The 23,140-nt window shown below is 39.3% G+C and carries 21 protein-coding genes; 13 read left to right on the forward strand and 8 right to left on the reverse strand.

Features of this window, described 5'->3' with window-relative positions; translation table 11 throughout:
• Positions 1-51 precede the first annotated feature (51 nt).
• The 5 genes from NMK36_RS10060 (at position 52) to NMK36_RS10080 (ending at position 6,154) form a co-directional block, all read left to right on the forward strand.
• A complete protein-coding gene (locus tag NMK36_RS10060; protein ID WP_254173656.1) occupies positions 52-1,299 on the forward strand; it encodes a competence/damage-inducible protein A in 1,248 nt (415 codons plus the stop codon).
• A 539-nt stretch (positions 1,300-1,838) separates the two neighbouring features.
• Positions 1,839-1,976: a hypothetical protein gene (locus tag NMK36_RS10065; protein ID WP_186440459.1), complete on the forward strand. Its 138-nt coding sequence runs from the start codon at positions 1,839-1,841 to the stop codon at positions 1,974-1,976.
• Positions 1,954-2,457 (forward strand): type II 3-dehydroquinate dehydratase, encoded by a 504-nt coding sequence (gene aroQ / locus NMK36_RS10070; protein WP_072722154.1) that lies wholly within the window; start codon positions 1,954-1,956, stop codon positions 2,455-2,457. The genes NMK36_RS10065 and aroQ overlap by 23 nt, the downstream gene beginning before the upstream one ends.
• An 11-nt stretch (positions 2,458-2,468) precedes the next feature.
• Positions 2,469-3,539, forward strand: coding sequence for an ADP-ribosylglycohydrolase family protein (locus NMK36_RS10075; protein WP_072722153.1), 1,071 nt, complete (start codon positions 2,469-2,471; stop codon positions 3,537-3,539).
• 125 nt (positions 3,540-3,664) lie between these two features.
• On the forward strand, positions 3,665-6,154 hold the full coding sequence (locus NMK36_RS10080) for an HD family phosphohydrolase (protein WP_072722349.1): 2,490 nt from the start codon (positions 3,665-3,667) through the stop codon (positions 6,152-6,154).
• A 10-nt stretch (positions 6,155-6,164) separates the two neighbouring features.
• On the opposite strand, the gene NMK36_RS10085 is transcribed toward NMK36_RS10080, so the two are convergent.
• Both NMK36_RS10085 and NMK36_RS10090 read right to left on the reverse strand, forming a co-directional pair.
• Positions 6,165-7,019 (reverse strand): carbohydrate ABC transporter permease, encoded by an 855-nt coding sequence (locus NMK36_RS10085; RefSeq protein WP_072722152.1) that lies wholly within the window; start codon positions 7,017-7,019, stop codon positions 6,165-6,167.
• Between the two features lies 1 nt (position 7,020).
• Positions 7,021-7,587, reverse strand: a complete 567-nt coding sequence (locus NMK36_RS10090; RefSeq protein ID WP_254173657.1) for a 5-formyltetrahydrofolate cyclo-ligase — start codon at positions 7,585-7,587, stop codon at positions 7,021-7,023.
• Positions 7,588-8,058: 471 nt separating this feature from the next.
• On the opposite strand from NMK36_RS10090, the gene NMK36_RS10095 reads away from it, so the two are divergent.
• Positions 8,059-9,369, forward strand: a complete 1,311-nt coding sequence (locus NMK36_RS10095) for a serine hydrolase (protein WP_254173658.1) — start codon at positions 8,059-8,061, stop codon at positions 9,367-9,369.
• A 135-nt stretch (positions 9,370-9,504) separates the two neighbouring features.
• Here NMK36_RS10095 and NMK36_RS10100 read toward each other — a convergent pair whose 3' ends face one another.
• Together NMK36_RS10100 and NMK36_RS10105 are read right to left on the reverse strand one after the other, a co-directional pair.
• Positions 9,505-9,906 carry a hypothetical protein gene (locus NMK36_RS10100; protein WP_254173659.1) on the reverse strand — a complete coding sequence of 134 codons (402 nt, stop codon included), beginning with the start codon at positions 9,904-9,906 and terminating at the stop codon, positions 9,505-9,507.
• Positions 9,907-10,174: 268 nt separating this feature from the next.
• Positions 10,175-10,582, reverse strand: coding sequence for a hypothetical protein (locus NMK36_RS10105; RefSeq protein ID WP_072722148.1), 408 nt, complete (start codon positions 10,580-10,582; stop codon positions 10,175-10,177).
• Positions 10,583-11,782: 1,200 nt separating this feature from the next.
• Here NMK36_RS10105 and NMK36_RS10120 point away from each other — a divergent pair.
• A complete protein-coding gene (locus NMK36_RS10120; RefSeq protein ID WP_302184656.1) occupies positions 11,783-14,278 on the forward strand; it encodes a S8 family serine peptidase in 2,496 nt (831 codons plus the stop codon).
• A 62-nt stretch (positions 14,279-14,340) separates the two neighbouring features.
• Here the strand turns inward: NMK36_RS10120 and recR are convergent, their stop codons facing one another.
• Positions 14,341-14,952, reverse strand: a complete 612-nt coding sequence (recR, locus tag NMK36_RS10125) for a recombination mediator RecR (RefSeq protein ID WP_254175176.1) — start codon at positions 14,950-14,952, stop codon at positions 14,341-14,343.
• 261 nt (positions 14,953-15,213) lie between these two features.
• Between recR and NMK36_RS10130 the strand changes: the two genes are divergently transcribed.
• Positions 15,214-15,705, forward strand: coding sequence for a redox protein (locus NMK36_RS10130; RefSeq protein ID WP_190519931.1), 492 nt, complete (start codon positions 15,214-15,216; stop codon positions 15,703-15,705).
• 80 nt (positions 15,706-15,785) lie between these two features.
• On the opposite strand, the gene NMK36_RS10135 is transcribed toward NMK36_RS10130, so the two are convergent.
• The gene (locus NMK36_RS10135) at positions 15,786-16,025 is read right to left on the reverse strand and encodes a hypothetical protein (RefSeq protein ID WP_072722145.1); all 240 of its coding nucleotides are present in this window, start codon (positions 16,023-16,025) and stop codon (positions 15,786-15,788) included.
• A gap of 203 nt (positions 16,026-16,228) precedes the next feature.
• Here NMK36_RS10135 and NMK36_RS10140 point away from each other — a divergent pair, with 203 nt between their 5' ends.
• The 5 genes from NMK36_RS10140 to NMK36_RS10160 all read left to right on the forward strand — a co-directional run bounded on the left by NMK36_RS10140 (position 16,229) and on the right by NMK36_RS10160 (position 21,167).
• Complete coding sequence (locus NMK36_RS10140) at positions 16,229-17,818, forward strand: hypothetical protein (RefSeq protein ID WP_072722144.1); 1,590 nt, start codon at positions 16,229-16,231, stop codon at positions 17,816-17,818.
• A 72-nt stretch (positions 17,819-17,890) separates the two neighbouring features.
• Complete coding sequence (locus NMK36_RS10145) at positions 17,891-19,588, forward strand: glycosyltransferase family 39 protein (protein WP_072722143.1); 1,698 nt, start codon at positions 17,891-17,893, stop codon at positions 19,586-19,588.
• Positions 19,589-19,630: 42 nt separating this feature from the next.
• Positions 19,631-20,380, forward strand: coding sequence for a hypothetical protein (locus tag NMK36_RS10150; RefSeq protein WP_072722142.1), 750 nt, complete (start codon positions 19,631-19,633; stop codon positions 20,378-20,380).
• Positions 20,381-20,407: 27 nt separating this feature from the next.
• Positions 20,408-20,548 (forward strand): hypothetical protein, encoded by a 141-nt coding sequence (locus NMK36_RS10155; protein WP_186440458.1) that lies wholly within the window; start codon positions 20,408-20,410, stop codon positions 20,546-20,548.
• A 31-nt stretch (positions 20,549-20,579) separates the two neighbouring features.
• Entirely contained in the window at positions 20,580-21,167 is a 588-nt protein-coding gene (locus NMK36_RS10160) for a Uma2 family endonuclease (RefSeq protein ID WP_254173660.1), read from the forward strand.
• A 4-nt stretch (positions 21,168-21,171) separates the two neighbouring features.
• Here the strand turns inward: NMK36_RS10160 and NMK36_RS10165 are convergent, their stop codons facing one another.
• Positions 21,172-21,765 carry a TIGR04376 family protein gene (locus NMK36_RS10165; protein WP_072722140.1) on the reverse strand — a complete coding sequence of 198 codons (594 nt, stop codon included), beginning with the start codon at positions 21,763-21,765 and terminating at the stop codon, positions 21,172-21,174.
• A 129-nt stretch (positions 21,766-21,894) separates the two neighbouring features.
• Positions 21,895-23,067: a hypothetical protein gene (locus NMK36_RS10170; protein ID WP_072722139.1), complete on the reverse strand. Its 1,173-nt coding sequence runs from the start codon at positions 23,065-23,067 to the stop codon at positions 21,895-21,897.
• Positions 23,068-23,140: the final 73 nt, after the last annotated feature.

The raw sequence follows: 23,140 nt of genomic DNA on the forward strand, positions 1-23,140 counted from the left end.
TCTGAAGTAGCTTCTATCTTTAATTTACAATAACTGACTCTCATTGATCTTATGGTTGCTGAAATTATTTGTGTCGGTACGGAATTGCTTTTGGGTGATATTCTCAATAGTAATGCTCAATTTTTAGGTCAACAATTAGCTCAATTAGGAATTCCCCATTATTATCAAACGGTTGTGGGAGATAATCCAGAACGTCTGAAAAAAGTGATTGAGATTGCCTCTAAACGCTCTCAATTATTAATTTTTACCGGAGGATTGGGGCCAACTCCCGATGATTTAACCGTAGAAACAATAGCAGATTTTTTTGGATCTCCATTAATAGAAAAACCGGAAATTATTGAAGATATTACTCAAAAATTTACTCAACGGGGACGGGTAATGTCTGCGAGTAATCGTAAACAAGCGTTAATTCCTGAAGGGGCAGAAATTCTAACCAATTTAACGGGAACTGCACCAGGAATTATCTGGAAACCCAGGGGAGATAACCTGACCATTTTAACCTTTCCCGGTGTTCCGGCTGAACTTTATCAAATGTGGCGAGATGTGGCAATTCCCTATCTTAAAAATAACGGTTGGTGTCAAGGAATTATTCAAAGTCGAACGTTAAAATTTTGGGGAATAGCAGAATCAACTTTAGCAGAAAAAGTTGCGCCTTTTTTAGAGATGAAAAATCCAACTGTTGCCCCCTATGCGAATCATGGAGAGGTGAAATTAAGAATTTCTGCCCGGGCAGAGTCTCAAGAACTTGCTCAACAATTAATTACCCCCGTTGAAACCCAACTGCGAGAAATTGCGGGGCTCGATTGTTATGGAGCAGATGAGGATACCTTAGCTTCAGTAGTTGGGGCGTTATTACAAAAAAGTCGAGCCACATTAAGTGTTGCAGAATCTTGCACAGGAGGAGGGTTAGGACAAATGCTAACCCAAATTCCCGGCAGTTCTGACTATTTTCTTGGGGGTGTGATTGCTTATGGTAATGCCGTGAAAACCTCTGTGCTAGGGGTTAACCTTGATGATTTAACTCAACAGGGGGCCGTTAGTTCCATCGTCGCCCAACAAATGGCCTTGGGGGTGAAAACCCTATTAAAGACGAATTGGGGTTTAAGTATTACAGGGATTGCGGGGCCAGGAGGAGGGACAGCTACAAAACCCGTCGGACTGGTGTATATCGGTTTAGCAACACCCAACGGCCAGGTCGAAAGTTTGGAATGTCGTTTCGGTCAAACCCGGGGTCGGGACTGGATACGCCGGGGGAGTGCCAGTAGCGCCCTTGACCTTCTGCGTCGCCATCTGAGTTAGGGAGAAAAGGAAAGTCGTGCTACGCCTACCCCCGCTCATCAACAATCAACCGTCAACTCTGAAAACCCCTTGCGTAAATTTGTAAAGATTTGTTATGATGAAAGCGGTAAACTTTAATTCAAAACCTAATCACAACTTGTAAAAATTGGTAAGATGTAATTAGTGCAGCCTATCTCAAATTCTAGTTGAGCCAGCCTGTATAACATCGGTTATCATCATTAAACCTTGTTTCAATTCATCCTAAATGCAATTGCTCTAGGAGATGAGTTAAGCTGTAAAATTCTCTAAATTCCTTAGATTGCTCTAAGACTGTCATGTTAGCAAACGCTTAAAAATTCCCAAAATTTTTGTAGAATTTTGAGCGGGAGGTAACATAATAAAATAAAAAATATCTCAGAGATATCTGTTCTGTATAAAACTTGCTAACCCATAGCAAGGCTGAGTTTTGAGCTATATGCCTAGCTTGGCTTAAACTTCGGTTAATTTTAAACCTGCGGTCAAGTTGCGTAGCCAGTTTACAACGAGGAGCCATTTGTTCAATGGAATACATTGAGAGAATACTGGAAAAACTAAAAGAATGGGCGCGTGAGCTAATTGATGCCTTATTAGGCCCTGCGGCTCAACCGGAAGCGGAGCCGATTCCTGTACCAGTAGATGAACCCCTTCGTCGAAGGTAGTTTAGTTGATTTAACATTTTATCAGGTTACTCCGTTGCTAAGTCTTTTGGTACTGCATGGCCCTAATTTGAATTTGTTGGGTCAGCGCGAACCCGAAATCTACGGGAAAACAACGTTAGACGGAATTAATCGAATGTTGGAGCAGGAAGCACAGTTGCTTGAGGTTCAACTTTCGATGCTTCAGTCTAACCACGAAGGAGCTTTGGTGGATGCAATACACTCCGCATTCGGGCAACACCAAGGTTTATTAATTAATGCTGGAGCGTATACTCACACAAGCATTGCCATTCGAGATGCGATTTCAGGGGTGGGAATTCCGACCGTTGAGGTACATCTGAGCAATATTTATCGTCGAGAAGCGTTCCGGCATCATTCTTTTATCTCATCAGTGGCGATTGGGCAAATTAGTGGATTTGGCGCAGAAAGTTACCGTCTGGGACTACAGGCTTTAGTTCATCATTTGAAGGGGCAAAAAGCCTGAGAATCGGTTCCATGAAGAAAGATTCATTATGCAGCCAATTTCAGGGGGCGATTCTCGGAGGAGTCCTCGCTTATGAATTAGGTCAATGTTGGTTAACCTATGGCTCCGTTTCACCGGGTAAACCAGCGATGGAACTTGAGGATGATCCATCTCTACAACCGATGATATCTCTGCTCAAAACAGAAGTTGGACATCTTCAAAAACCTCTGTCTGGGGCGCTATCTCCTCGTTCATCTGGGAATGCAGGAAGATTAATTTCCCAACTCACCCAAAGCTTAATTCAATATCAAGGCTTCGATGCGGTTGATTATGGCAAAAGGGTACAAACCCAAACCAAACCTTTGTTTAAGTCTGCTAGTGAAGTAGCTTTAGTCGGCTTACCCCTAGGGTTGTTCTTTCATGACAATTTGAGGGCGTTACAACCCTTAGACTGGAAGGAATTAGAAGGGGTGGCTGAAATTCAGGATGGGATAGGACTGATGGCCACAGTGATCGCCCAGATGCTCACACCCCACCCAGACCTTCATCGGCTGATTCCTAACCTTTTACCCCGATTACAGCCAAAAACAGCTTTAACGGCTAAATTAGAACAGGTTCAAACTTTATTGGAACACAGAGCTAGTTTAGAAACGGCAGTTCGTCAATTGACTCAAGCGGCAAAAGCTAGTTCTGCTACCTTCGATTCTGAAAACTGGATCGCTTTAGCTTTGAGCCTCTATTGTTTTCTGACCACTCCCGAAGATTATTCTTTAACGGTTTTGCGATCGCTACAAACAGGATATCACCCCGAACTCACTGTGACCCTAAGTGGAGCCTTATCCGGTGCCTATCAAGGCTTAATGGGAATTCCTACCCGATGGCGTTTAGCATTTTCAGAGAAACCGTTATTTTCCCAAACTGACCCAAAGATTGAAAATAATTCTGTAGAATTCAACAATTATGAGACTGAATTGCTACAGTTAGCTCATCACTTATTCGCGGTTTGGTCAGGGGTGTATCATCCCATTCCTTCTCATCCCGCTTGTAAGACTTTCGCACAATCAGCCGTTGCCACCCCAACCCAAATGAGAATACAAGGATAAATTATGTTCAGCCGGAGAGATCGGTGCTGAAACCGCCTAACGATAAGCGTTCCTTAAAAATTTCAAGCAATACTATAGAATGAAGATGACACGGCTGCTAAACCCTTGATCTAGCTTCAATGCAGATGAATACGCTCCATGCTCTGACGCAACAGATTGAACGGCTTTGTAGCCGCGCTCATCCCCCCTTGCCTTGTGCCAAGCCTTCCCAAACAAAAATACCCACTTCCCTCTCCAGTGATAGGACTCCCTCGTGGCCTCGATACCAACGCAGAAACATTAACAAAAGTCCTGGTTCCATGAGTAGTCCCACCTTTTTTCTCGTAGCCGTTGTTTCCTTAACCAGTGTTATGGGAGTACGGTTTTACAACCAACCGAAACTCGATGTGGGTCGGGTTGCACCGGAAACGATTAAGGCACCGTGGGACGCCAGTGTTCCCGATCTTAAAACAACCGATGAGAAGCGCAAAGCCGCAGAAATTGGTGCTATTCCCGTATTAGTGATTGACCTATCTGTTAATCAAGAGATTCATCAAAGGATTCACAAGGTATTGGAACAGGGAACCTATATCCGCAAGATTTCGCAACCCTTTCCTTTTGTGGATAAAGGGATTTTATCGACTGAAGTTCAACGTTATTTAAGGCACTGTCCAGAACGGGAATGGCAGGATTTATTGGCTCAAGTTGAACAAGTGAGTGTGCAAATTCCTTCGACAATTCAACGTAAAAGTCCTAATAAAAAGACGGCTACAAAATTTGCAGATTGGCAACAAGCAACTTTAGAGGCGATTCGCCAACAAAGCTTAATCCAATTAAAATCCTATCGTCGTCGAACGACTCCCGTTGAATTTTCGCAATTGGTCTCTGACATCACGCAAGCTCGTTGGCGTTATGCGAAAGCTTTAAATGCGTTTTCTCAAGAAGGGTCTATTGAGCAAGAAATTTTCTACACGGAATCTTTTTTTGAATGGCCTCATACAACTTGGTTGCAAACTCAAAAAGGAATTAATCAAATTAGTCAGGAAATGTTGGCTCAAGGCATCGCTCCCGGCTTACCCGATGAAATTCTTAGACAAGCGATTGAGATTCAAGTCAAAAATACGATTCCTTCAGACAGTCAATTGTTTGCTACCCATTTATTTACTGAAGTTTTAAAAGCAAATTTGGTTAAAGATCCTCTAGCAACTCGTCATCGAGCGGAGTTAGTTGCCCAACAAATTGAACCTGTGATGGTGAATATTAATAAAGGAGAGATCATTGTTTTTAAAGGGGAAAAAATTACTCAACAGGATTTTGTTCTCCTGGATTATTTTGGTTTAAGTGAACGGGGAATTAACTCCAAAGGATTAATGAGTCTTGTGGGATTAGTGAGTGCTGGAGTTGGAGTGGTTTTAGTCGTTGAATGGAAATTTCATCGAGGTTTACGTCGTCGAGATCGGTTGCTATTATTATTGCTAACGTTAAGTACGCCGATTATTATTTTATTAAAATTACCCCTGATTAATTTACCCGCAGTGGGGTTATTAGTGGGTAGTTTTTATGGGTCTGCTGTGGGTGCTACAGTGGTGGGTTTGCTTTCAATTTTGTTACCGATTGGGATGGAAATTGATAACGTCCATTTATTAGCGAGTGCGGCGGGGGGACTGGTGGGCAGTTTGTTAGCGGGACAATCTCGCTGTCGAGAAGAGTTAGCGTTATTGGGATTAGGAGTTGGCGCGGCTCAAGGTGCAGTGTATTTAATTCTAAATTTAATGGCAAGTGCAACGGCGGGATCAATTTGGTATGTGTTGCTTAAAATTGTGGGGTTACAAGTATTAGAAGGGATTGCTTGGAGTATTGTCGCCTTGGGTTTGAGTCCCTATTTAGAACATTTATTTGATTTAATTACTCCGATTCGATTAGCCGAATTAGCGAACCCCAATCGACCGTTATTAAAACGATTAGCTATGGAAGCACCAGGCACTTTTCAACATACAATGTTTGTGGCTAATTTAGCAGAAGCAGCAGCACAAGAATTAGGCTGTAATGTGGAATTAGTCAGAACCGGAACCCTTTATCATGATATTGGAAAAATGCACGACCCGTTAGGATTTATAGAAAATCAAATGGGGGGGCCTAATAAACATGATACGATTAATGACCCTTGGGAAAGTACCAGAATTATTAAAAAACACGTCAGCGAAGGGTTAGTAATGGCGAAAAAATATCGTTTACCCAAAGCAATTCAAGCGTTTATTCCTGAACATCAAGGCAATATGCAGATTGCTTATTTTTATTATCAAGCGCAACAACAAGCGAAAGAAAATCCTCAGTTAGTCGTGAATGAAACGGATTTTCGCTATGATGGGCCCATTCCCCAATCAAGGGAAACGGGTATTGTCATGTTAGCAGATTCTTGTGAGGCTGCCTTGCGATCGCTTAAAGATGCCAGCCATGAAGAAGCGTTAAATATGGTGAATAAAATTTTAAAAGCTCGATGGCAAGATAATCAATTAATAGATTCGGGTTTAACGCGAGAAGAAATGAGTAAAATCGCCGAGGTTTTTGTCCGGGTTTGGGAACAAGTGAATCACAAACGCATTGCTTATCCTAAAGCGGCGTTAACTTGTCGCTAATAAATATTAATTAGCCTTTTACCCCTGACCCCGCATCTGTTGGCACAATATAGCGTTGTAAAATTAAAAATAATAGCAAAACAGGTGCAATGGAAATGACCGAACCCGCCGCAATTAATCGCCAGTCTAAGGAAAATGTTCCGGCTAAAGTTGCTACTCCTAAAGGCATGGTATAATAATCGGGTTGATCTAATATTAATAACGGCCAGAGGAAGTCACTCCAAGACCCAATAAATACAAAAATTGCTAACGTAATTAAAGCAGGTTTAACGGCGGGAATCATCACATTCCACCAAATCCCTAATTCTGAACAACCATCAATTCTAGCGGCTTCTTCTAGTTCTTTGGGGACGCTTTGAAACGCTTGTCTTAAGAGAAAAATTCCAAAGGCAGAAGCAATACTGGGGAAAATAATTCCTAAATAAGTATTCCTTAATTCTAACTGCACCGTTAACACATATAACGGAATCATCACAATTTGAAAGGGAATCATAATTGTGGCAATAATAGCCGTAAAAATTCCATCTCTACCTTTAAAGTTTAATCTGGCTAAGGGATAAGCTGCTAAGGAACAAAACAATAAATTTAAACTCACTGTTAAGGTGGCCACAATTAGACTATTCAATAAATATCGGCCAAAAGGATTCGCTTCCCAGACGGTAATAAAATTCTGAAACGTCGGTTGACTGGGGATTAATTGCGGGGAAAATTGAAAGATATTCTCACTGGGAGATTTAAACGCGGTACTCACTAACCACACCAAAGGAAATAACATTAAGACAGCAATTATTCCCAAAATAATATAAATAATAACTGTTTTTAGGGTTTTATTATTGAGGTTAAATTTAGGCAATTGATCAATCATTTTAAACTCTTAAATCAAAAAAATTAGATTCTGTACAAACTGCATTTAACGGTTGATCCCAAGAATCAATTGGTAATTGAGGAAGATAAGCAGAATCAAAAATAATTCCAACCGTGGGAATAGAATTCCATTCGGGTAAACTCAACATTCGGTCATAAAATCCGCCTCCGTATCCTAACCGATATCCTTGAGCATCACAAGCAACGGATGGAACTAAGATTAAGTCAACTTCACCGGGTTTGAGTTTCGGTAAGTTAATATGAGGTTCAAGAATACCATAACGATTCATCTCATAAGTATCTCCGGGTTGCCAACAATGCCACGTTAAAGATTGTTCAAAACAACGGGGAAATCCCCAGGTTTTAGGGGTGTTACTCCATAATAAACTTAAATCGGGTTCTTGACGAAAACTGAAATAAGATAAAATAGTTTTGGATTGTTGAAAAAGTGAGTGCTGTTTTAAATTTTGGCACAAGTTTTCACTTTTTTCTTTCCAGTCTTCTTTTAACAGTGAACGACGTTGTTTTATCAGTAAACGTCTTAATTCTGGTTTAGTTTGATTCAACATTCCTTTTTAATGAGACTAAAATTTTCTAAAGCTGTAATAATATTAGCGATCCAGGGCTGTTTCATTCTTTCCCATAAACCTCTGTGACCTAACCCCCCAACCCCCTTCCCTTCAAGGGAAGGGGGAGTAATTAATACTTTTAAACTAGATAGGTATTTAATATTAAGAATTCTTCTCCTCTCCCCTTGCAGGGGAGGGGTTGGGGGAGAGGTCATAGAGGAATCTGTCTCCAGAATGAAACAGCCCTGGGGGGAGTCTTTACCATGATTTAAGCTTTTGTCGATTTCTGAAATAATGTTCTCAACTCATTTAACTCATGGCTCTAAGGATTTAATTTTGATAATAATCATGGTAATCTAAATTCGGATCTCATCTGTTTAAGAAACTGGGCAAAGAGAGGTCTTTGCTGAGGTCGAGATGTTATCTAAACCGTCTGTAAACCAATGAAGCTTGTGTGTGAGGAGTTTAAGAATGCGTCAAGTCTGGCGTTGGGCTATAACAGTAACAGGTAGTATGACACTGATTGTGGGTCTGGGACTGACTCAAGCACTCCCTTCATTGGGAACCGCTTCAGAATTGTATGGGGCTCGTTCCTTAAAAGAATTAATAATATTACGAGATCGCTTAATTCAAGAGTTAGAAACACCTCCCAAAGATCGACCCGAACCTAACTTTTTTAACTCTTTATTTGCTGATCCCCTGGAATTTGAACCCAATGAAATATTATTACAAAAACTAAAAACCGTTGAAGTTCAAATCTTAGTTGAAGAACGGGCTGAAGATAGTTGGAAACAAGCAATTCATTTAGCAACCCAAGCTCAAAAAGTTGCTAATCCTAATGATCCTTCTCCTCAACAGCGAAAACAAGTACAAGATCTGTGGGAAAAAGCAATTAATAATTTACAAGAAATTCCCCCTCATTCTTTATTAGCAGGTCAAACTTCTAACAAAATTAAAGAATACGAATCCAGCTTATCTAAAATCACCGATAAATTATTAGATGCACGGGCAAAAATATTAGAACAAATTCGTCAAGAAAGCGGGTTAACTCGTCAAGCCATGCTGACGGTTTGTACCTTAAAACGAGACTGCGTTAATTTACGGGGAAATGAACCCCCAGCAAGTCCTGCTAGTTTAATTAAAGTTCCCGTTGCGATCGCGCTTTTACATAAAACAGCCGAGGAAAAAATTAGTTTAGAGCAAAAAGTTCTGGTTGCGGGAGGAAACTTTACAGAAGATGCTTCATCTATTCAAGCTCGTCAATCTTACTCTTTAAAAGAGTTAATGGGAGTTATGATTGATCACAGTAGTAATATTGCAACAAACCAATTAATTGATTATTTAGGTTCAGATTATATTAATAAATTTTTAGAAGCTGAAGGCTATAAATTCACGAAAGTTAATTTTAAATTAATGGGAGATCATATTATGCCTTGGCGACCGGGGAAAGGACGAAATCGATTAACCAGTAATGAACTCACGGAAATGATGGTAGAGGTTTATAATTATGAACATCCCTCTTCTCAAGTCTTAATTGATGCGTTAAATCGTCAATATGATCGGGTAATTGGTTATGCAGGTTTACAAGGATTACCAAAAACTCAATGGTTAGGAGAAAAAACGGGTCAAAATTCCAGAGTTATTGGCACAACCGTGGCGGCTCAAATTAATGGAGAAAAATATATTATTACTGCGATTGATAATAACACGGCTAACGTTCCCCAAATTAGCACTTCAGTCCATAAAATAGCAGAATATATTGTGGAAAATGGGCAACTATAATCAATCATTTCACCGGATGTAGCGATCGCTCAATTAATCGAACCGTAGTAAGCCCTTCAGGGCTTTCTTAGAGTCCTAAAGGACTCACTACACCGTAGTAAGCCCTTCAGGGCTTTCTTAAAATTTAGCAGTCAATTATTCTTCATCTTCACTATCAACTTTATTTTTAATTTCATGCCAAACCGATAAAACTCCTGCCATCCAACTTTTAACAAATGTTAATTTATTTTCCTCATCATCGGGTAATAAATGACTCAATTCACCCGATTCTAAACGATTTGGATTTTGATAGTGGTGATGATCTAAAAAATCCCACAATTCGGCAAATGCGTCTGAGTCAATATTAATCCCGGCAACATTCAGATTTGCAATGCGGTGAAATTCTTGATAAGATAAACTACTCGCCGATTTAACCCCAAAATTAAAACCTTGTTCTTGAACTTGTTCTTCTATGGTTTTTTTGTCTTCGCGTAAGCGTTGAACTAAGGATTCAGAATCAAAGGTTGCAGTCATTTGTTCTTGTAGAGAAATAGCCATAATTAAAGCCTCCTGGCATTTGCCAGATTAGTAAATAAGTTAAAAAGGGGAAACTATAGCAATCTGATCTGACTTGTAAATTCTCTGTATTTCGTATTTAAAAAATCGATTACCCTTGTATCTCATAATTTACAAGTAATCTGGAAATGCTATAGTTATTGTTGATAGCATCTGGGTTGTTTGACAAAAATCCGAGTTGTTAACAATAGGAATAGTCGAATCCTGATTAGCCCATTGAAATGAATTCATTCGGTTAAATCACTGAATTTTATTCGGCTTCCACATCATTAAGTTCGTCTTTAATTTGATTCCAAACCGTTAATACGCCTTCCATCCAACCTTCAACAAAAATTGATTGGTTTTCCTCATTCAGAGAAGTCATTTCGCGTAATTCTTCGCCTTGAAATTCCATGTTTTGCTCAGGTTGACGACTGGCTAATAATTTCCACATATCCGCAAAGGAATTCGCTTCGATTCTGACATGACCTAGACTGAGGCGTTCAATGCGTTGGAATTCTTTATAGGAAAGGGTCATAGCAGATTGAATTCCTAATTTCCGACCTTGTTCTTTAATTTGCGCCACTAACAATTTTTTTTCCAGTTTCAGGCGGTCAATCAGTTGTTGGTGGTTAAAGGTTAATGCTTGGGTTTGGGTTTCTTTGAGTGTAATCGCCATGTTTAAAGCCTCCTGGCACACGCCAGATATGTTGATTTCTTGTTTAACAGTCTGCAATCGCTCATACAACCCATTGGGGATGGCAATAGTCAGTCGTTTTGCACACATCGTTTTAACTTTTCTGTGTATAGGTATACAATAACTCGACTATTTGCATAATGGTAGCTCTTGTTACATTTTTTTACATACTTTGTGGTAGTTGCCCCATTTATTATGTACTTATAGGGGTTTGGGGCGATTTAGGACTTGTGTTATGTAATTAATGGGATTTTTGAATAAAGTTATGCAATGAGAGGGTGGACATATAGCAGTCGCGCCTGGGGTGTTAGGACATAGACTGATGCTAAAACCTAAACTTTTGTCCCTCTTTTCCTGCGGTGTTCCCTGTTCTCTGCTTTGCACTGAGCTTGCGATGCTCTGAGCCTGTCGAAGGGTCGAAGTGTTCCTTGCTATATATATAGTGAGGGATCTAAATCTAAAGATGGCTAAATTCTGATTTGCATAAATCCGTTAAAACGGGTTTTCGCTTTTAGCCTGTTCGCGCAGCGTTGGGGAACAATCATTGATTTCCAGGTTTTAGCCTTTAAACTCTAAACTCTAAACCCTAAACTCTGAAAACAGCCATTAAAGTCATTTAAACAAGGCTTAAAAGTCAGAAAAACTTGAAAAAATAGGTCAAAAATGGTTTTAATATAACTCTCACTACCCTTCTAATGCCTGTGCTCAGGTAATTTTATCGGCATACTCTAACTCGCTCCCATTGGTAAACCAAAAGCAATTCTTGTTACTTAGATAAATTTTTTAAATAATTTATCTAAGTATAAAAACAATAGGGTGTTAAAAAAATCTAGGGGAATTTTAGATAATTTCCCCAGATGTTAGATTAAAAATAGGGTTGAAAAAGCCACAAATCTTTTTAACTTTAGCTCTAATAAAATTGTAAATAAATTTTAAAAACTATCCCGTCAAATTTGTTGTAATTTTTAATAAAGTCAGAGAATATTGATTATTTGATAAGTTTTAAGAGGTTATATTCTTTTTTTGTCAATATTTTTGACTGTTGAGTTTGGTGATATCGAAGAGGCAATAAGCTATTTTTATTGACATTAACTAAAGGGGGTTTAATCATTTATTAAAAGCCGTGAGTTAAAATACTCATTAATAAAAACAAAATTCAAAAACTGACCCAAGGAGTAATTTATGATTGGTGCAACTCCAGAAGGCTACTATGCTTTAACATTCGGTTCAGATAACGTTACAATAACATCGGATCTGCTCATCACTTCACCTCAAGGATTATTAGCTTTAGACGGAAATGATACGGTTTTCGGTTCAACCGTTACCGATATTATCAGTGGGAATCAAGGCGAAGATAGTTTATTCGGGAATGATGGCAATGATTGGATTCGTGGTGATGAAGATAATGATTATATCGATGGCGGTTTAGGGGATGATACCTTAATTGGTGGCTTAGGTCAGGATATTCTGGTCGGGAGTTTAGGTCAGGATTGGTTCTATGGTCAGGAGAATTCTGATCTATTTGTTATCCAGCTAGAACGGTCTGCAACTAATTCAATGTATGGGGATCTGATTCAAGATTTTAACCCGCTAGAAGACACAATTGGCTTACGGGGAGGATTCACAGAAGCGAGTCTTCAATTACAACCCTTTGAGGCAGGAACGTTTGTTCAAGACTTGATCACGGGTCAGATTATCGCAACGATTTATGGAGTTGCACCCGCACAACTTAAAGGTCATTTTATTAATGTAGAGAATAGCAATTTAGATCATCTCAATAATGTATTTAATGGAGCAATAGATTTAGGAATATTGACTAATCCGTTATCCCTCAATAACTTTGTCGGTGACTCAGATATTTATGACTTCTATCGGTTTACGCTGAATACCCCCAGTGAAGTCAAAATTGATTTAACGGGATTAACTGGAGACGCTGATTTAGTGCTTTATCAAGATGTTAATGCTGATGGATTAATATCAGAGACAGAACAAGCATACTCTCAAGAAAATGATCTCAATCCTGAAAAAATTGTTCAGCTATTAGCATCGGGGGATTGCTTTTTGTGGGTGAGGCAATATCAGGGAGATGCGAACTACAATCTTAACCTGAGTACATCACCCTTGCCTCCCCTGCAACCGGATAATCCAGAATCTGACGCCACAACCGTAAAAACTGTAGAAACACCCTATTCTGGGGCAACATTTAATGATGTTGTTGAACCTTTTGATACCCTGGATATTTATCGGGTTCAGTTACCAACCCAAAGTGACATTACGGTAAACCTTAACTTTTTAAATTCTAGTGCTAATGCGGATGCCGATATTTGGATTGTTCGAGATAGTAATGGGAATGGTAATTTCGATGAATTTGAAAATGCTGTTTGGTCAGATCAACTCGGAACAACTCCAGAAAAAATTACCCTTAAGGGTATGAATCCAGGAAACTATTTTGTGGGAGTACAACAGGTAGAAGGAAATACCGGTTATACACTAGATTTGTTAGCAACACCCAATTCAAGCCGACCCCAATTTTTAGAGCCTTCTGGAATTCCAAATTATAGTTCCTATTATGGTTGGGGAATGGTTGATGCTGCCAAGGCTGTTGCTCTGGCGACAGGTCAAACGACACCTTATCCTGACTATCCCACCTCTACGCCGTCTGGGGATATTCCCACCTATGGTAACTTTGCAGATCTTAACGTGATGAATGTACCTGAAGTGTGGAATCAAGGCTATACCGGAGAGGGTGTAATTGTGGCAGTGTTAGATACCGGGGTGGATTTGAAACATTTTGATTTGGCAGATAATATTTGGGTGAATTCACAAGAAGCCAATGGTCAACGGGGAATTGATGATGATAATAATGGCTATATTGATGATGTCAATGGCTATGATTTCGTGGACAATGATCCTAACCCTAACCCCAATTTTAAGGAATTAGAAACTGATCACGGGACTCATGTTGCTGGGACGATAGCCGCCGCCGCTAATGGTGATAGTGCTTATTTAAAGGGTCAATGGAATGTTAATGGAGTCGCTTTCAATTCTCAGATTATGCCGATCAGAGTGCTTGGTAATCAAAGTTCGGATGAAACCGTTGCTAAGGGGATTTACTATGCGGTTGATAATGGAGCTAAGGTGATTAATATGAGTTTTGGATTATCTGCTGATGATTTATGGCAGAACGCAGAATTATACTCTAAAACCAAAGCAGCCTTGGAATATGCTAAACAACAAAAACCAAATGGCGTTACTGTAGTCATTTCCGCAGGTAACGAACGCTCCAATTTTGCAGAAGGTTTAGTCACTTTCCCTACTTACCCCTCTCGCTTTTCTAAAGACGATCTTGCCATTTCGGTCGGTGCAGTTAATAGTAGCAACAGCAATAACCTGCAATTTGCCGATTTCTCTAACCCCGCAGGCGTTAAATCGTCTAATTTCGTCGTTGCACCTGGAGTTGATGTTTGGTCTACCGTACCCAAAATCATCTATACAACGATGGGTGGAACTTCAATGGCTGCACCCTACGTTTCTGGGGTAATTGCGCTGATGTTAGAAGCCAATCCTAGTCTTACGGTTGATCAAATTCAAGATATTCTCACTCAAACCGCTAATCCTCTAGCAATTACTGGAATTGAAATTTCAACGGTCATTCCGCCGGATGTAGCGATCGCATAATTAACAATAAAATGTCAGGGAATCGATCTAAAATTAATTAGAATTCCCTGCATTTTATCAGTCTAATCTAACTCTCGCCGCCCTTCTAATGCTCTTGCTAAGGTAATTTCATCGGCATATTCTAACTCACCCCCCATCGGTAAACCAAAGGCAATGCGGGTGACTTTCGTAAAGGGTCTTAACAGTTGACCTAAATATAATGTTGTGGTTTCTCCTTCAACACTCGGACTAATAGCAATAATCACTTCTTTAATTTGTTGTTGACTTACCCGACGAATTAACGGTTGAATGGTTAATTGTTCAGGGCCAATACCATCCATCGGAGAAATCACACCCCCCAAAACATGATATTTCCCTTTATATTCCCGTGTTTTTTCTAATGCAATCACATCACGGGAGTCGGACACCACACAAATTGTATCGGGGTCACGTTGGGGGTGACGACAAATCTCACAAACGGGTTCAGCCGAGAGATGGAAACAAACCTGACAGAAACCCACTTGCTGTTTCGCATCCAATAACGCCTGGGCTAAGGCTTGCACATCTTCATCAGGACGCTTAATAATATGGAGCGCCAACCGTTGGGCTGTTTTTGGCCCCACACCGGGTAAATGTTGCAATTGCTCAATTAATCGAGCTAAAGGACGAGTATAAACCGTCGGACTGCCTCCAATTCCAAACCGTAGTAAGCCCTTCAGGGCTTTCTTAGAGTCCTTTAGGACTCACGACAAACCGTAGTAAGCCCTTCAGGGCTGTCCTAAAGAGAGTCCTAAAGGACTCACTACGATCTTACCGTAAAAATTCCCCCTCCCCGTCTCTAGACTATCTATTCGGTTTCCGCATAGAAACTATTCTGAATAAGTTTTGATTGTTTGAACGAGTGTGACTAAGCTAAAGACAACTCGCGAAAAACTAATATTTTAAATAGAGTGAATATGTTTGAATTAATCCCCTTTCATAAATTTCGTGATACCCCCAGTGTGCGTTTTTTTGATATTACAATTGCCAATTCAAACGCCCGTGATTTAGTCTTTCATGAAGGGCCAGCCATTAGCCCGAATAATACTGAAACCGGATATTGGCAATTTTATCTTCATCCTCATCAAGAAGATAATTTATTAGCGGTGAGTGGGGGACGTACTTTTTATTTAGTTAATTTTGCTTGGAAAGATCCCTATCATATTGTTAGATTAGATGCGAACCGTCACATTTTGAGAATTCCCCCCGGAACCTTCCATCGTTCTGTTTCTGACCCCGATGGTTCTTTAGTTTTAAACCAAGCTGTTAGAGCAGCAGAAGCAACAATTCAAAGCGAGTTTCGCGTTTATAATAGTTTTGAAATTCCCCGTTTGCTGAAAGTTACTTCTAAATTCGGCCCCGAACCCATTTTACATGGCTTTGATCAGGAAGAACGAAAAGCAGCTTAAATTAGCAACTCAGTCATTCCGCTATAAAACTAAAGGAATGGCTGGGGATACAAATAATTGAGATTCTTCAGTTTAGTCTGTTAAAACTCTATAGTAATCCTATTTGATTTGTATCCAAAATTTCTGCTCAAAAGGGAACAGGGAACAGGGAACAGGGATAATACTTCTGATACTAAACAATAAAGAGCTTCTTCGCTCCCCTTGGGAAGATAGGTAAAATATCCATCAAGATCAACTTTAGGAATTCCAGGATGATTAATTTGACTCAAAACTTCTGCTTGTTGTTTCAATAAATCGACCGCTTTAGGATTATTTGTCAATAAAACTTTAAGAACCTTAACTTTCCCTTGATCATCAATTTCAAAATAAGCTTGATATTTAACCCCAAAGACATCAAGAATATCAAGAATTTACCAGGACTAACCTTGGAAGACCCAATAAACCACGAAATCAAATAGCGATCGCACCTTTTTTGGTACAATAGCGGTGATTTGTTTGGTGCACCGAATAGCCGTTATTAACCGTGAGTAAAGATTTATTTGCCCGTGAAGCCTTGGCTCAAATTCCTAAAATTTTAACCTTATTGGATCGAAATCCCCATAGTCGAACTTATGGTTGTTTTGATCGAAATTTTTGGCATTATAAAATCAAAGATTTTGCCAATGGTAGAATGCAAGAATTAGTGTTACCTCTGGCTTTAGTTTATGATCTTCCGATTTCCGATAATCCCTATTATCAACAACCTGCGATTAAAAATTGGGTGGAGGCGGGTATTCTTTATACCACTGATACGGTTCACAACGATAATTTTTGTGATCAAAATTTTCCCTTAGAACATTCTGCTAGCGCAACGGCTTTTTCCCTATTTGCTTGTTTAGAAAGTTATCATTTATTAGGGTTGATGAATTATGAAGGGTTACAAAGTTTTGAACGTCGGGCGAATGGATTAGCTTATTGTAAATTTAGCCAGAGTGCGAGTCAGGAGGCGTTAATTATTCTCTGTTTAGAACGGTTGGGACAAATGTTACAAACGTCTAAATGGCATCGCATTAAAGCTTCACGTTTAGATTGGTTATTCTCCTTACAAAGTCAGGAAGGATGGTTTAAAGAATACGATACTTTTGATCCCGGTTATCATAGCTTAACGATTTCTTTTTTAGCTCAATTGGATGATTTAAGAGGGGATTTACGCTTTAAAGAATCTTTGCTGAAGGCGGTAGAGTTAGCGTCTTATTTTATTCATCCTGATGGGTCGTATGGGGGTGAATATGGAAGTTTAAATACTTATCAATTTTTTCCCTATGGGTTTGAATTGGTAGGGGAATGGTTACCGGATGCACTACGAATTAATGATCGATTTTTACAGGGTCTTAAGAATGGTTTATCAGCTTGTTATGGCGATGATTATTTATTAGGAAATTGGGTTGGGAATTATCTGCTGGCTTGGCGCAATTTTGTTCCTGGAAGACCCCAGCCTTTACCGCGAGATGTGGCGAGTATTGGCTTAAAGGAAGCAGAAATTTTAATTAAACGTCGTCCTCATGTAGAATTATATGTGGCTTTAAATAAAGGGGGAGTTTTTAAGCTATTTAGAGAAAATAAACTGATATTATCAGATACTCATTTTTCCCTACAAGTTCGTCAGGGTCGTCAGATTAAAAATGCTGTGGCGCATTTAATGAGCTCCTATACCATTCATGTTGAACAGGATGATGTTTTAATTGAAGGGGGATTAAGTTGGGTAAAACCTAATCAATTATCTTCGTTGAAATTAGTGTTAATGCGAATTTTAATATTGATTTTAGGGAGATTTTTCTCAAAGCAAATTCAGAGTTTAAATCCTTCTGAAATTGTTCGCGGAAAACAGGATGCACCTTTTCGATTTACACGACGATTTCGCTGGGAAAGAAATCAATGGCATATTATTGATGAATTATATGCTGATTCTTGGCGAGGAATTATTTCCGCAGGTATTAGTTGTGATCAAACGTCGATGGATATTCCTTCTAGTCGCACATTTCAACGAGGACAATTACAACCTTGGTTAGATTTAACGGATGAAATTAGGAAGTTAACGCCGGGTCAATGTTTGAAATTAGAACGACGATTTTAAGTTATAGTCAGGAACAGAGAGAAAAGATGAATTATAATAATTATCTGCTTTCGTTAAGGATTGTTTTTAAGGATGAAAATTACTAATAACCGATGGTTTCATCCGGTTTTATTATTATTTTGGGTAGGACTGGGAATTTTATTGAGATTTATCAATTTAGGAGCTAAATCAGCATCGAGTATTGAAATTTCTACTTTAGTCTTTAGCTTGGGTCACGGACTGAAAATAATTCCTTTAGATCAAATAATTTCGGCGGATATTTTATTATCCCCTTTGCGGTTTGAAGCAACAACTCAACCGTCGGATGTGGTTTATCATTTGTTTAGTGAAAGTAATCACCCACCCTTATATTTTCTCTTGAATCATTTTTGGATGAAATGGTTTTCAACCGAGGGAGAATTCGTTTCTTTAACGGTAGCGCGATCGCTCAGTTCTATTTTAGGAGTTTTATCAATTCCGGCTATTTTTAGTTTAAGTTATTTTGCCTTCAGATCGTTGATTTTTGCTCAAATTACTGCTGCGTTAATGGCAGTTTCTCCTTATGGCATCTATTTATCGCAGGAAACCCGACATTATACTATAACTATACTCTGGATTATTGCATCTTTAGGCTATTTTGTCAAGGCGATCAGAAGTTTAGAGGGGGAAAAACCCTTATCTATTATTCAAGTAATCGGTTGGATTATGATTAATGGCTTAGGAATAGCCAGTCACTATTTTTTTATTGTGTTCTTGGGTGCAGAGGGGTTGGTTTTAGGGGAATTTTGGTTAAAGAATTGGCAAAATAAATTAGGCATTTTAAGAACAGCTTGGCTAAGAATTTATGGAATAATTTTAGGAACCTTTATCAGTGGGTTAGTTTGGATTCCCATTTTAAAAAGTATTCCCAATGATCAACTTACAGACTGGATTGAAACTGAATTTAAAGGCTTAGGATGGATAGAACCTTTATTTCGTTTACTCGCCTGGTTAATTACCCAGATCTTTTTATTACCCGTTGAAGGAACACCGACTATTATAACGGTAATTTCAGCCTTAATTTTATTAACAGTTTTAGTTGGGGTCAGTCCTGGAATTATTCAGGGAATTCGGTTCAATCTTACATCCTCTAATACTCAATTAGAAACTAAAATTTTTGGCGGTATTTTGTGTGGTATTCTGGTTTTGTTTTTGATTTTAATTTATGGGCTTCAAAAGGATGTCTCTCTGGCAGCCAGATATCAATTTGTTTACTTTCCTGTGTTTATTTTAATTGTAGGTTCTGCATTGGGTCGGATTTGGAAACAACCCGAAATCTTTAATCATTCTTGGGTTTCACTTCCGCCTATTTTGCAAGCTAATAGCCAAAAAATTGTGATTGTTACCTTAATTATGGGATGTGTTGGTGCATTAACCGTTGGGGGAAATTATGGGTTTCAAAAATCTCAACAATCCGATCATTTAGCTAGTTATATTATTAATGAAGCAAAAACACCTGTGATCATTGCCACCAGTCAACGAACCCATGCAGAAACTCGCGCTTTGATGGGATTAGGATTAGAATTCCAACGTCAGCAGGCTGAAAAATTACCCCAATTTCTGTTAGTCAAAAAAACAGATACTCCTTCGCCTGTGGTAGCAACCGTTTTAACTCAAGTTCAACGTCCCTTTGAATTTTGGAGGGTAAATTTAAAAGATAATACAGATTTTAGCCAATTTCGGTGTCAGGAAGATCCCCGCCCTCACCCTGATTTTAAGGGATATCGATATCAACGATATTATTGTCGATAGTTGGGTTATGATTTGAGTTTAACGCCAATAGGATGAGTTCAAATGCAGTTATATCTAACGCTTTCCCCCCTAAAATTAGCCAAACGTTTAACCATGGGAGTGGCATTTTTTACACTAACGAGTATTGCAGTTCAAATTGGTAAATTTGTCTTTAATTATCGAGAAGATTGGACAGCCATGTTCAATGTAGACCGAGAGATGAATTTACCCACTTGGTTTAGTACATTTATGTTAGCCTTTTGTGCTTGGTTATTGGGGGCGATCGCATCAGGGAAACAAGCGGAACTAGAACAACAAAAAACCTTAAATGATCCTGATGATAATACTCCGGTAAACTATCGTTATTTCCAACAGTGGAAATGGTTATCGATTATTTTTTGGTTATTAGCTTTTGATGAAATAGCTACGATTCATGAAATATTAATTATTCCTGATCTTGCGGATGCGTTAAAGTTACCTCCTTTTTTACATTCAATGTGGGTAATCCCAGGGACAATTGTAGTCGTTATTTTTCTAAAACAATATTGGAAATTTTGGTTATATCTTCCCCTAAAAACCCGCTATCATTTTGCTTTAGCTGCATCTTTATATATTGGAGGTGCGTTATTCATGGAAATGCTAGGGAGTTATATTACTGTTATAGAAAATCAACAAAATCCGATTTATGCAGGAATGGCAATTGTAGAAGAAATTATGGAAATGATGGGAGTGATTGTGTTCATGTATGGATTATTAGTTTATATTCGAGAATGGCAACAAAAAATTGATGTAGAGATTAAAATCCTGAGTTAACTGATAACTGATAACTGATAACTGATTATGTATATTCCGACTGAAGGAGAACCTGGTCAACAGATTATTACCGAGTTAGAAGCGTTATTTCAATGTTGGGTAGATGCTCAAGGATTTGTACATTTAATTGACTGTACAGATGTTTATTTAGCTGATGTTAATTTATAATAGAAGGATATTATATTATTAGGAAAATTGTATGGTTGTGCAAACTAAACCTCTCCTCTATTCTCCAGAGGATTATCTCAAACTAGAAGAAACCGCAGAATTTAAACATGAGTATCGAGATGGAGAAATTATTCCCATGACCGGAGGAACAACCAATCATAATCAAATTTTAGTTAATCTTTGCGCTCATTTATATTTTGCTTTAAGAAAACAAAATTATCGGGTATTTACTAGCGATGTTCGCCTATGGATTCCTGATTATCGGTTATATACCTATCCTGATTTAATGGTGATTCGGGGAGATGTAAGCTATCATGAAAATCGCACAGATACAGTTTTAAATCCCTTAGTCATTGTGGAAGTTTTATCAAAATCAACGGAAAATTATGATCGGGGAGATAAATTTAAGTTCTATCGGTCTATTCCTGAATTTCAAGAATATATTTTAATTGATCAATATCAATATTCGGTTGAACAATTTATTAAAACAGAAACGGGAAGATGGCAACTCAACTTTTATGAGTCGGCTGATTCTATTTTAACCTTAAGTACCGTTGAGTTTCAAATGAATTTAACTGATCTTTATGAACAAGTGAATTTTGAACAATTAGAGGAATAAAATTTTAACGTTTCATATTTCGTTTTAACTGGTCTAATTCATCATCCATTTCCCATTGTCTAAATTTCGATTCTAAAGAATCACCAGAGGAACTGGAACTGCTATAGGATGTACTTTGATTCCACCCTTGAGTTTCCCAAGGATTTTGAGCTTTTTGTTGAGCCTGGGATTTCACACGGTTGGCTTCCATTTCTGCGGCTTTGACTTTAACTTCTTTGTGGCGTTGTTGCACTTGATAATAGAGTTCTTTGGATTTTTGAATCCGTTCTTTCACGCCTTGCATTTGTCCCCAACGTTGATTTCCCTGACGCAGCAATGCAGCTTCTCGTTCTTGTGCTGCTGTCACTAAATCTAAGCGATTGGCGGCTTGTGCTTTTTTTACCCGTTCATGCCATTTTTGAATATCTTGAGCAATTTCTAAAATTTCTGCTTGCAGCTTTTTTTCTTCACGGTTCAACTCAGCAATTAACCGTAATGTATCCTCTTCTTGTTCCCGTAATTGTTCTTCTAACGCTTGTAATGCTAAATTAGGATTATCTTTAAGAAACTCCTCTAAACGAGTCTCTAAAAATTGACTAAAATCTTCAAATAAACCCATAATTAAAACTTAAATCTAAGGGGACAGGGGAAATAACTAACTGTTCATAAAAATTGAGCAATCTGCCTAGATTAGATCCCCCTAAATCCCCCTAAAACAGGGGGACTTTGACTGATCTACAGCGACGTTTTAGAACTGTTGTCCGACAAAAATAGTACGAACTTCCCCATTACGACGAATGACGGCTTCTTGGTTGGCAACTTCAACTAATGACCAACCACTCGCCCCAACGGTTTCACCCACATAGATGCGACGAGCGACACCATTAATTTCAAACAAAGCCGCCGAACGATCACCCAATTCCAAAATCCCTACTAAAGTATGGGTTATTGCGGGTGCTGGGTTAACGGCTGTAGGCTGTTCTGTGGGGGTTTGAGTCACCGCCGGAGGAGGTACAGGACTACTTTCGGGTACAGGTTGTTGAGTTTGGGGTGTAGGGGTAACCACTTCCAACGCTGGAGCAGGTTTGGCTTGAGCTTCCGGTTTGGGGGCTGGGGTGGTTGTTTTAGGCGCAGGTGCGGAGACAGAACCCGAATTCCGGCCACCGGGAACCGCAGTTGAGACAGGCGGCGCAGGTTGTTGTCCCTTGGCTAAAGTATTCATCACCTGTTGAGACAGAGAGGCCGTTTGATTCGACGCATCTTGAATAGCCCCCGCCACACGGTTAATCGCGGCGACGAGGTTATTAGTATCCATCACAGGAGCCGTCTGAGCAACGGGAGGAGTCCCAGGAACCGGAAGAGTCGGTAACGCTGTGTTAGGAACCGGAGGAGGTAACAGGGGCAACCCTAACGGAGTTTGTTGATTCTGTTGTTCAATATTGGTGAGCGATCGCTCAATATAATTGGAAAATTGAATATCCGCTTTGGTTTTGGTATCTAAAACAGGTTCCGGGGCTATAGCGACAGGTTCGGGGGCAAATAAACGCCCTAAACCGCCCCGGGTTGCTAACCATAATAATAAGGTAATCAATAATGATGAAAACGCGGCGATTAGCAAAATCCGATCCAGGGATGGAGAGGATTTTTCAGCACTGGCATCGCGTAATTTTTCAGCGTCTTCTTCCTCCTGCCGGGGCATTGGAGGCAGAATAATCTGAGGAACTTTAATTGATTTTAGAGAAACAAATTCCGGTGGTGCGGGTTCCTTGGGTAGCCGGGATTCTCCCTGCATCACACGTTCGACATCGGAAAAAATGTCGTCCATGAGTTCATCGGCATAAGCTTCTACCGAGATCGGTTCTTTGGCGATTGGCACTTCGGAGAATTCCAATCGGGTTTTACTCATCGTTTCTTGAGCCATTAATCGCTCCTCTCCCTGTAAATCGTTAACCTCGATTTATTGATGATACAGCTATATTATTGATATTTTTATA

It is taken from the genome of Planktothrix pseudagardhii, from assembly GCF_904830925.1.
Lineage (GTDB): Bacteria > Cyanobacteriota > Cyanobacteriia > Cyanobacteriales > Microcoleaceae > Planktothrix > Planktothrix tepida.

Excerpts from the sequence above, each read along its gene's own strand:
- NMK36_RS10075 (WP_072722153.1), top strand. The coding sequence starts at position 2,469 with ATGAAGAAAGATTCATTATGCAGCCAATTTCAGGGGGCGATTCTCGGA.
- NMK36_RS10170 (WP_072722139.1), bottom strand. The coding sequence starts at position 23,067 with ATGGCTCAAGAAACGATGAGTAAAACCCGATTGGAATTCTCCGAAGTG.
- NMK36_RS10150 (WP_072722142.1), top strand. The coding sequence starts at position 19,631 with ATGCAGTTATATCTAACGCTTTCCCCCCTAAAATTAGCCAAACGTTTA.
- NMK36_RS10100 (WP_254173659.1), bottom strand. The coding sequence starts at position 9,906 with ATGGCTATTTCTCTACAAGAACAAATGACTGCAACCTTTGATTCTGAA.
- NMK36_RS10105 (WP_072722148.1), bottom strand. The coding sequence starts at position 10,582 with ATGGCGATTACACTCAAAGAAACCCAAACCCAAGCATTAACCTTTAAC.
- NMK36_RS10065 (WP_186440459.1), top strand. The coding sequence starts at position 1,839 with ATGGAATACATTGAGAGAATACTGGAAAAACTAAAAGAATGGGCGCGT.
- NMK36_RS10085 (WP_072722152.1), bottom strand. The coding sequence starts at position 7,019 with ATGATTGATCAATTGCCTAAATTTAACCTCAATAATAAAACCCTAAAA.
- NMK36_RS10060 (WP_254173656.1), top strand. The coding sequence starts at position 52 with ATGGTTGCTGAAATTATTTGTGTCGGTACGGAATTGCTTTTGGGTGAT.
- NMK36_RS10155 (WP_186440458.1), top strand. The coding sequence starts at position 20,408 with ATGTATATTCCGACTGAAGGAGAACCTGGTCAACAGATTATTACCGAG.
- aroQ (WP_072722154.1), top strand. The coding sequence starts at position 1,954 with ATGAACCCCTTCGTCGAAGGTAGTTTAGTTGATTTAACATTTTATCAG.
- NMK36_RS10145 (WP_072722143.1), top strand. The coding sequence starts at position 17,891 with ATGAAAATTACTAATAACCGATGGTTTCATCCGGTTTTATTATTATTT.
- NMK36_RS10095 (WP_254173658.1), top strand. The coding sequence starts at position 8,059 with ATGCGTCAAGTCTGGCGTTGGGCTATAACAGTAACAGGTAGTATGACA.
- NMK36_RS10090 (WP_254173657.1), bottom strand. The coding sequence starts at position 7,587 with ATGTTGAATCAAACTAAACCAGAATTAAGACGTTTACTGATAAAACAA.
- NMK36_RS10120 (WP_302184656.1), top strand. The coding sequence starts at position 11,783 with ATGATTGGTGCAACTCCAGAAGGCTACTATGCTTTAACATTCGGTTCA.
- NMK36_RS10130 (WP_190519931.1), top strand. The coding sequence starts at position 15,214 with ATGTTTGAATTAATCCCCTTTCATAAATTTCGTGATACCCCCAGTGTG.
- NMK36_RS10080 (WP_072722349.1), top strand. The coding sequence starts at position 3,665 with ATGAATACGCTCCATGCTCTGACGCAACAGATTGAACGGCTTTGTAGC.
- NMK36_RS10165 (WP_072722140.1), bottom strand. The coding sequence starts at position 21,765 with ATGGGTTTATTTGAAGATTTTAGTCAATTTTTAGAGACTCGTTTAGAG.
- NMK36_RS10160 (WP_254173660.1), top strand. The coding sequence starts at position 20,580 with ATGGTTGTGCAAACTAAACCTCTCCTCTATTCTCCAGAGGATTATCTC.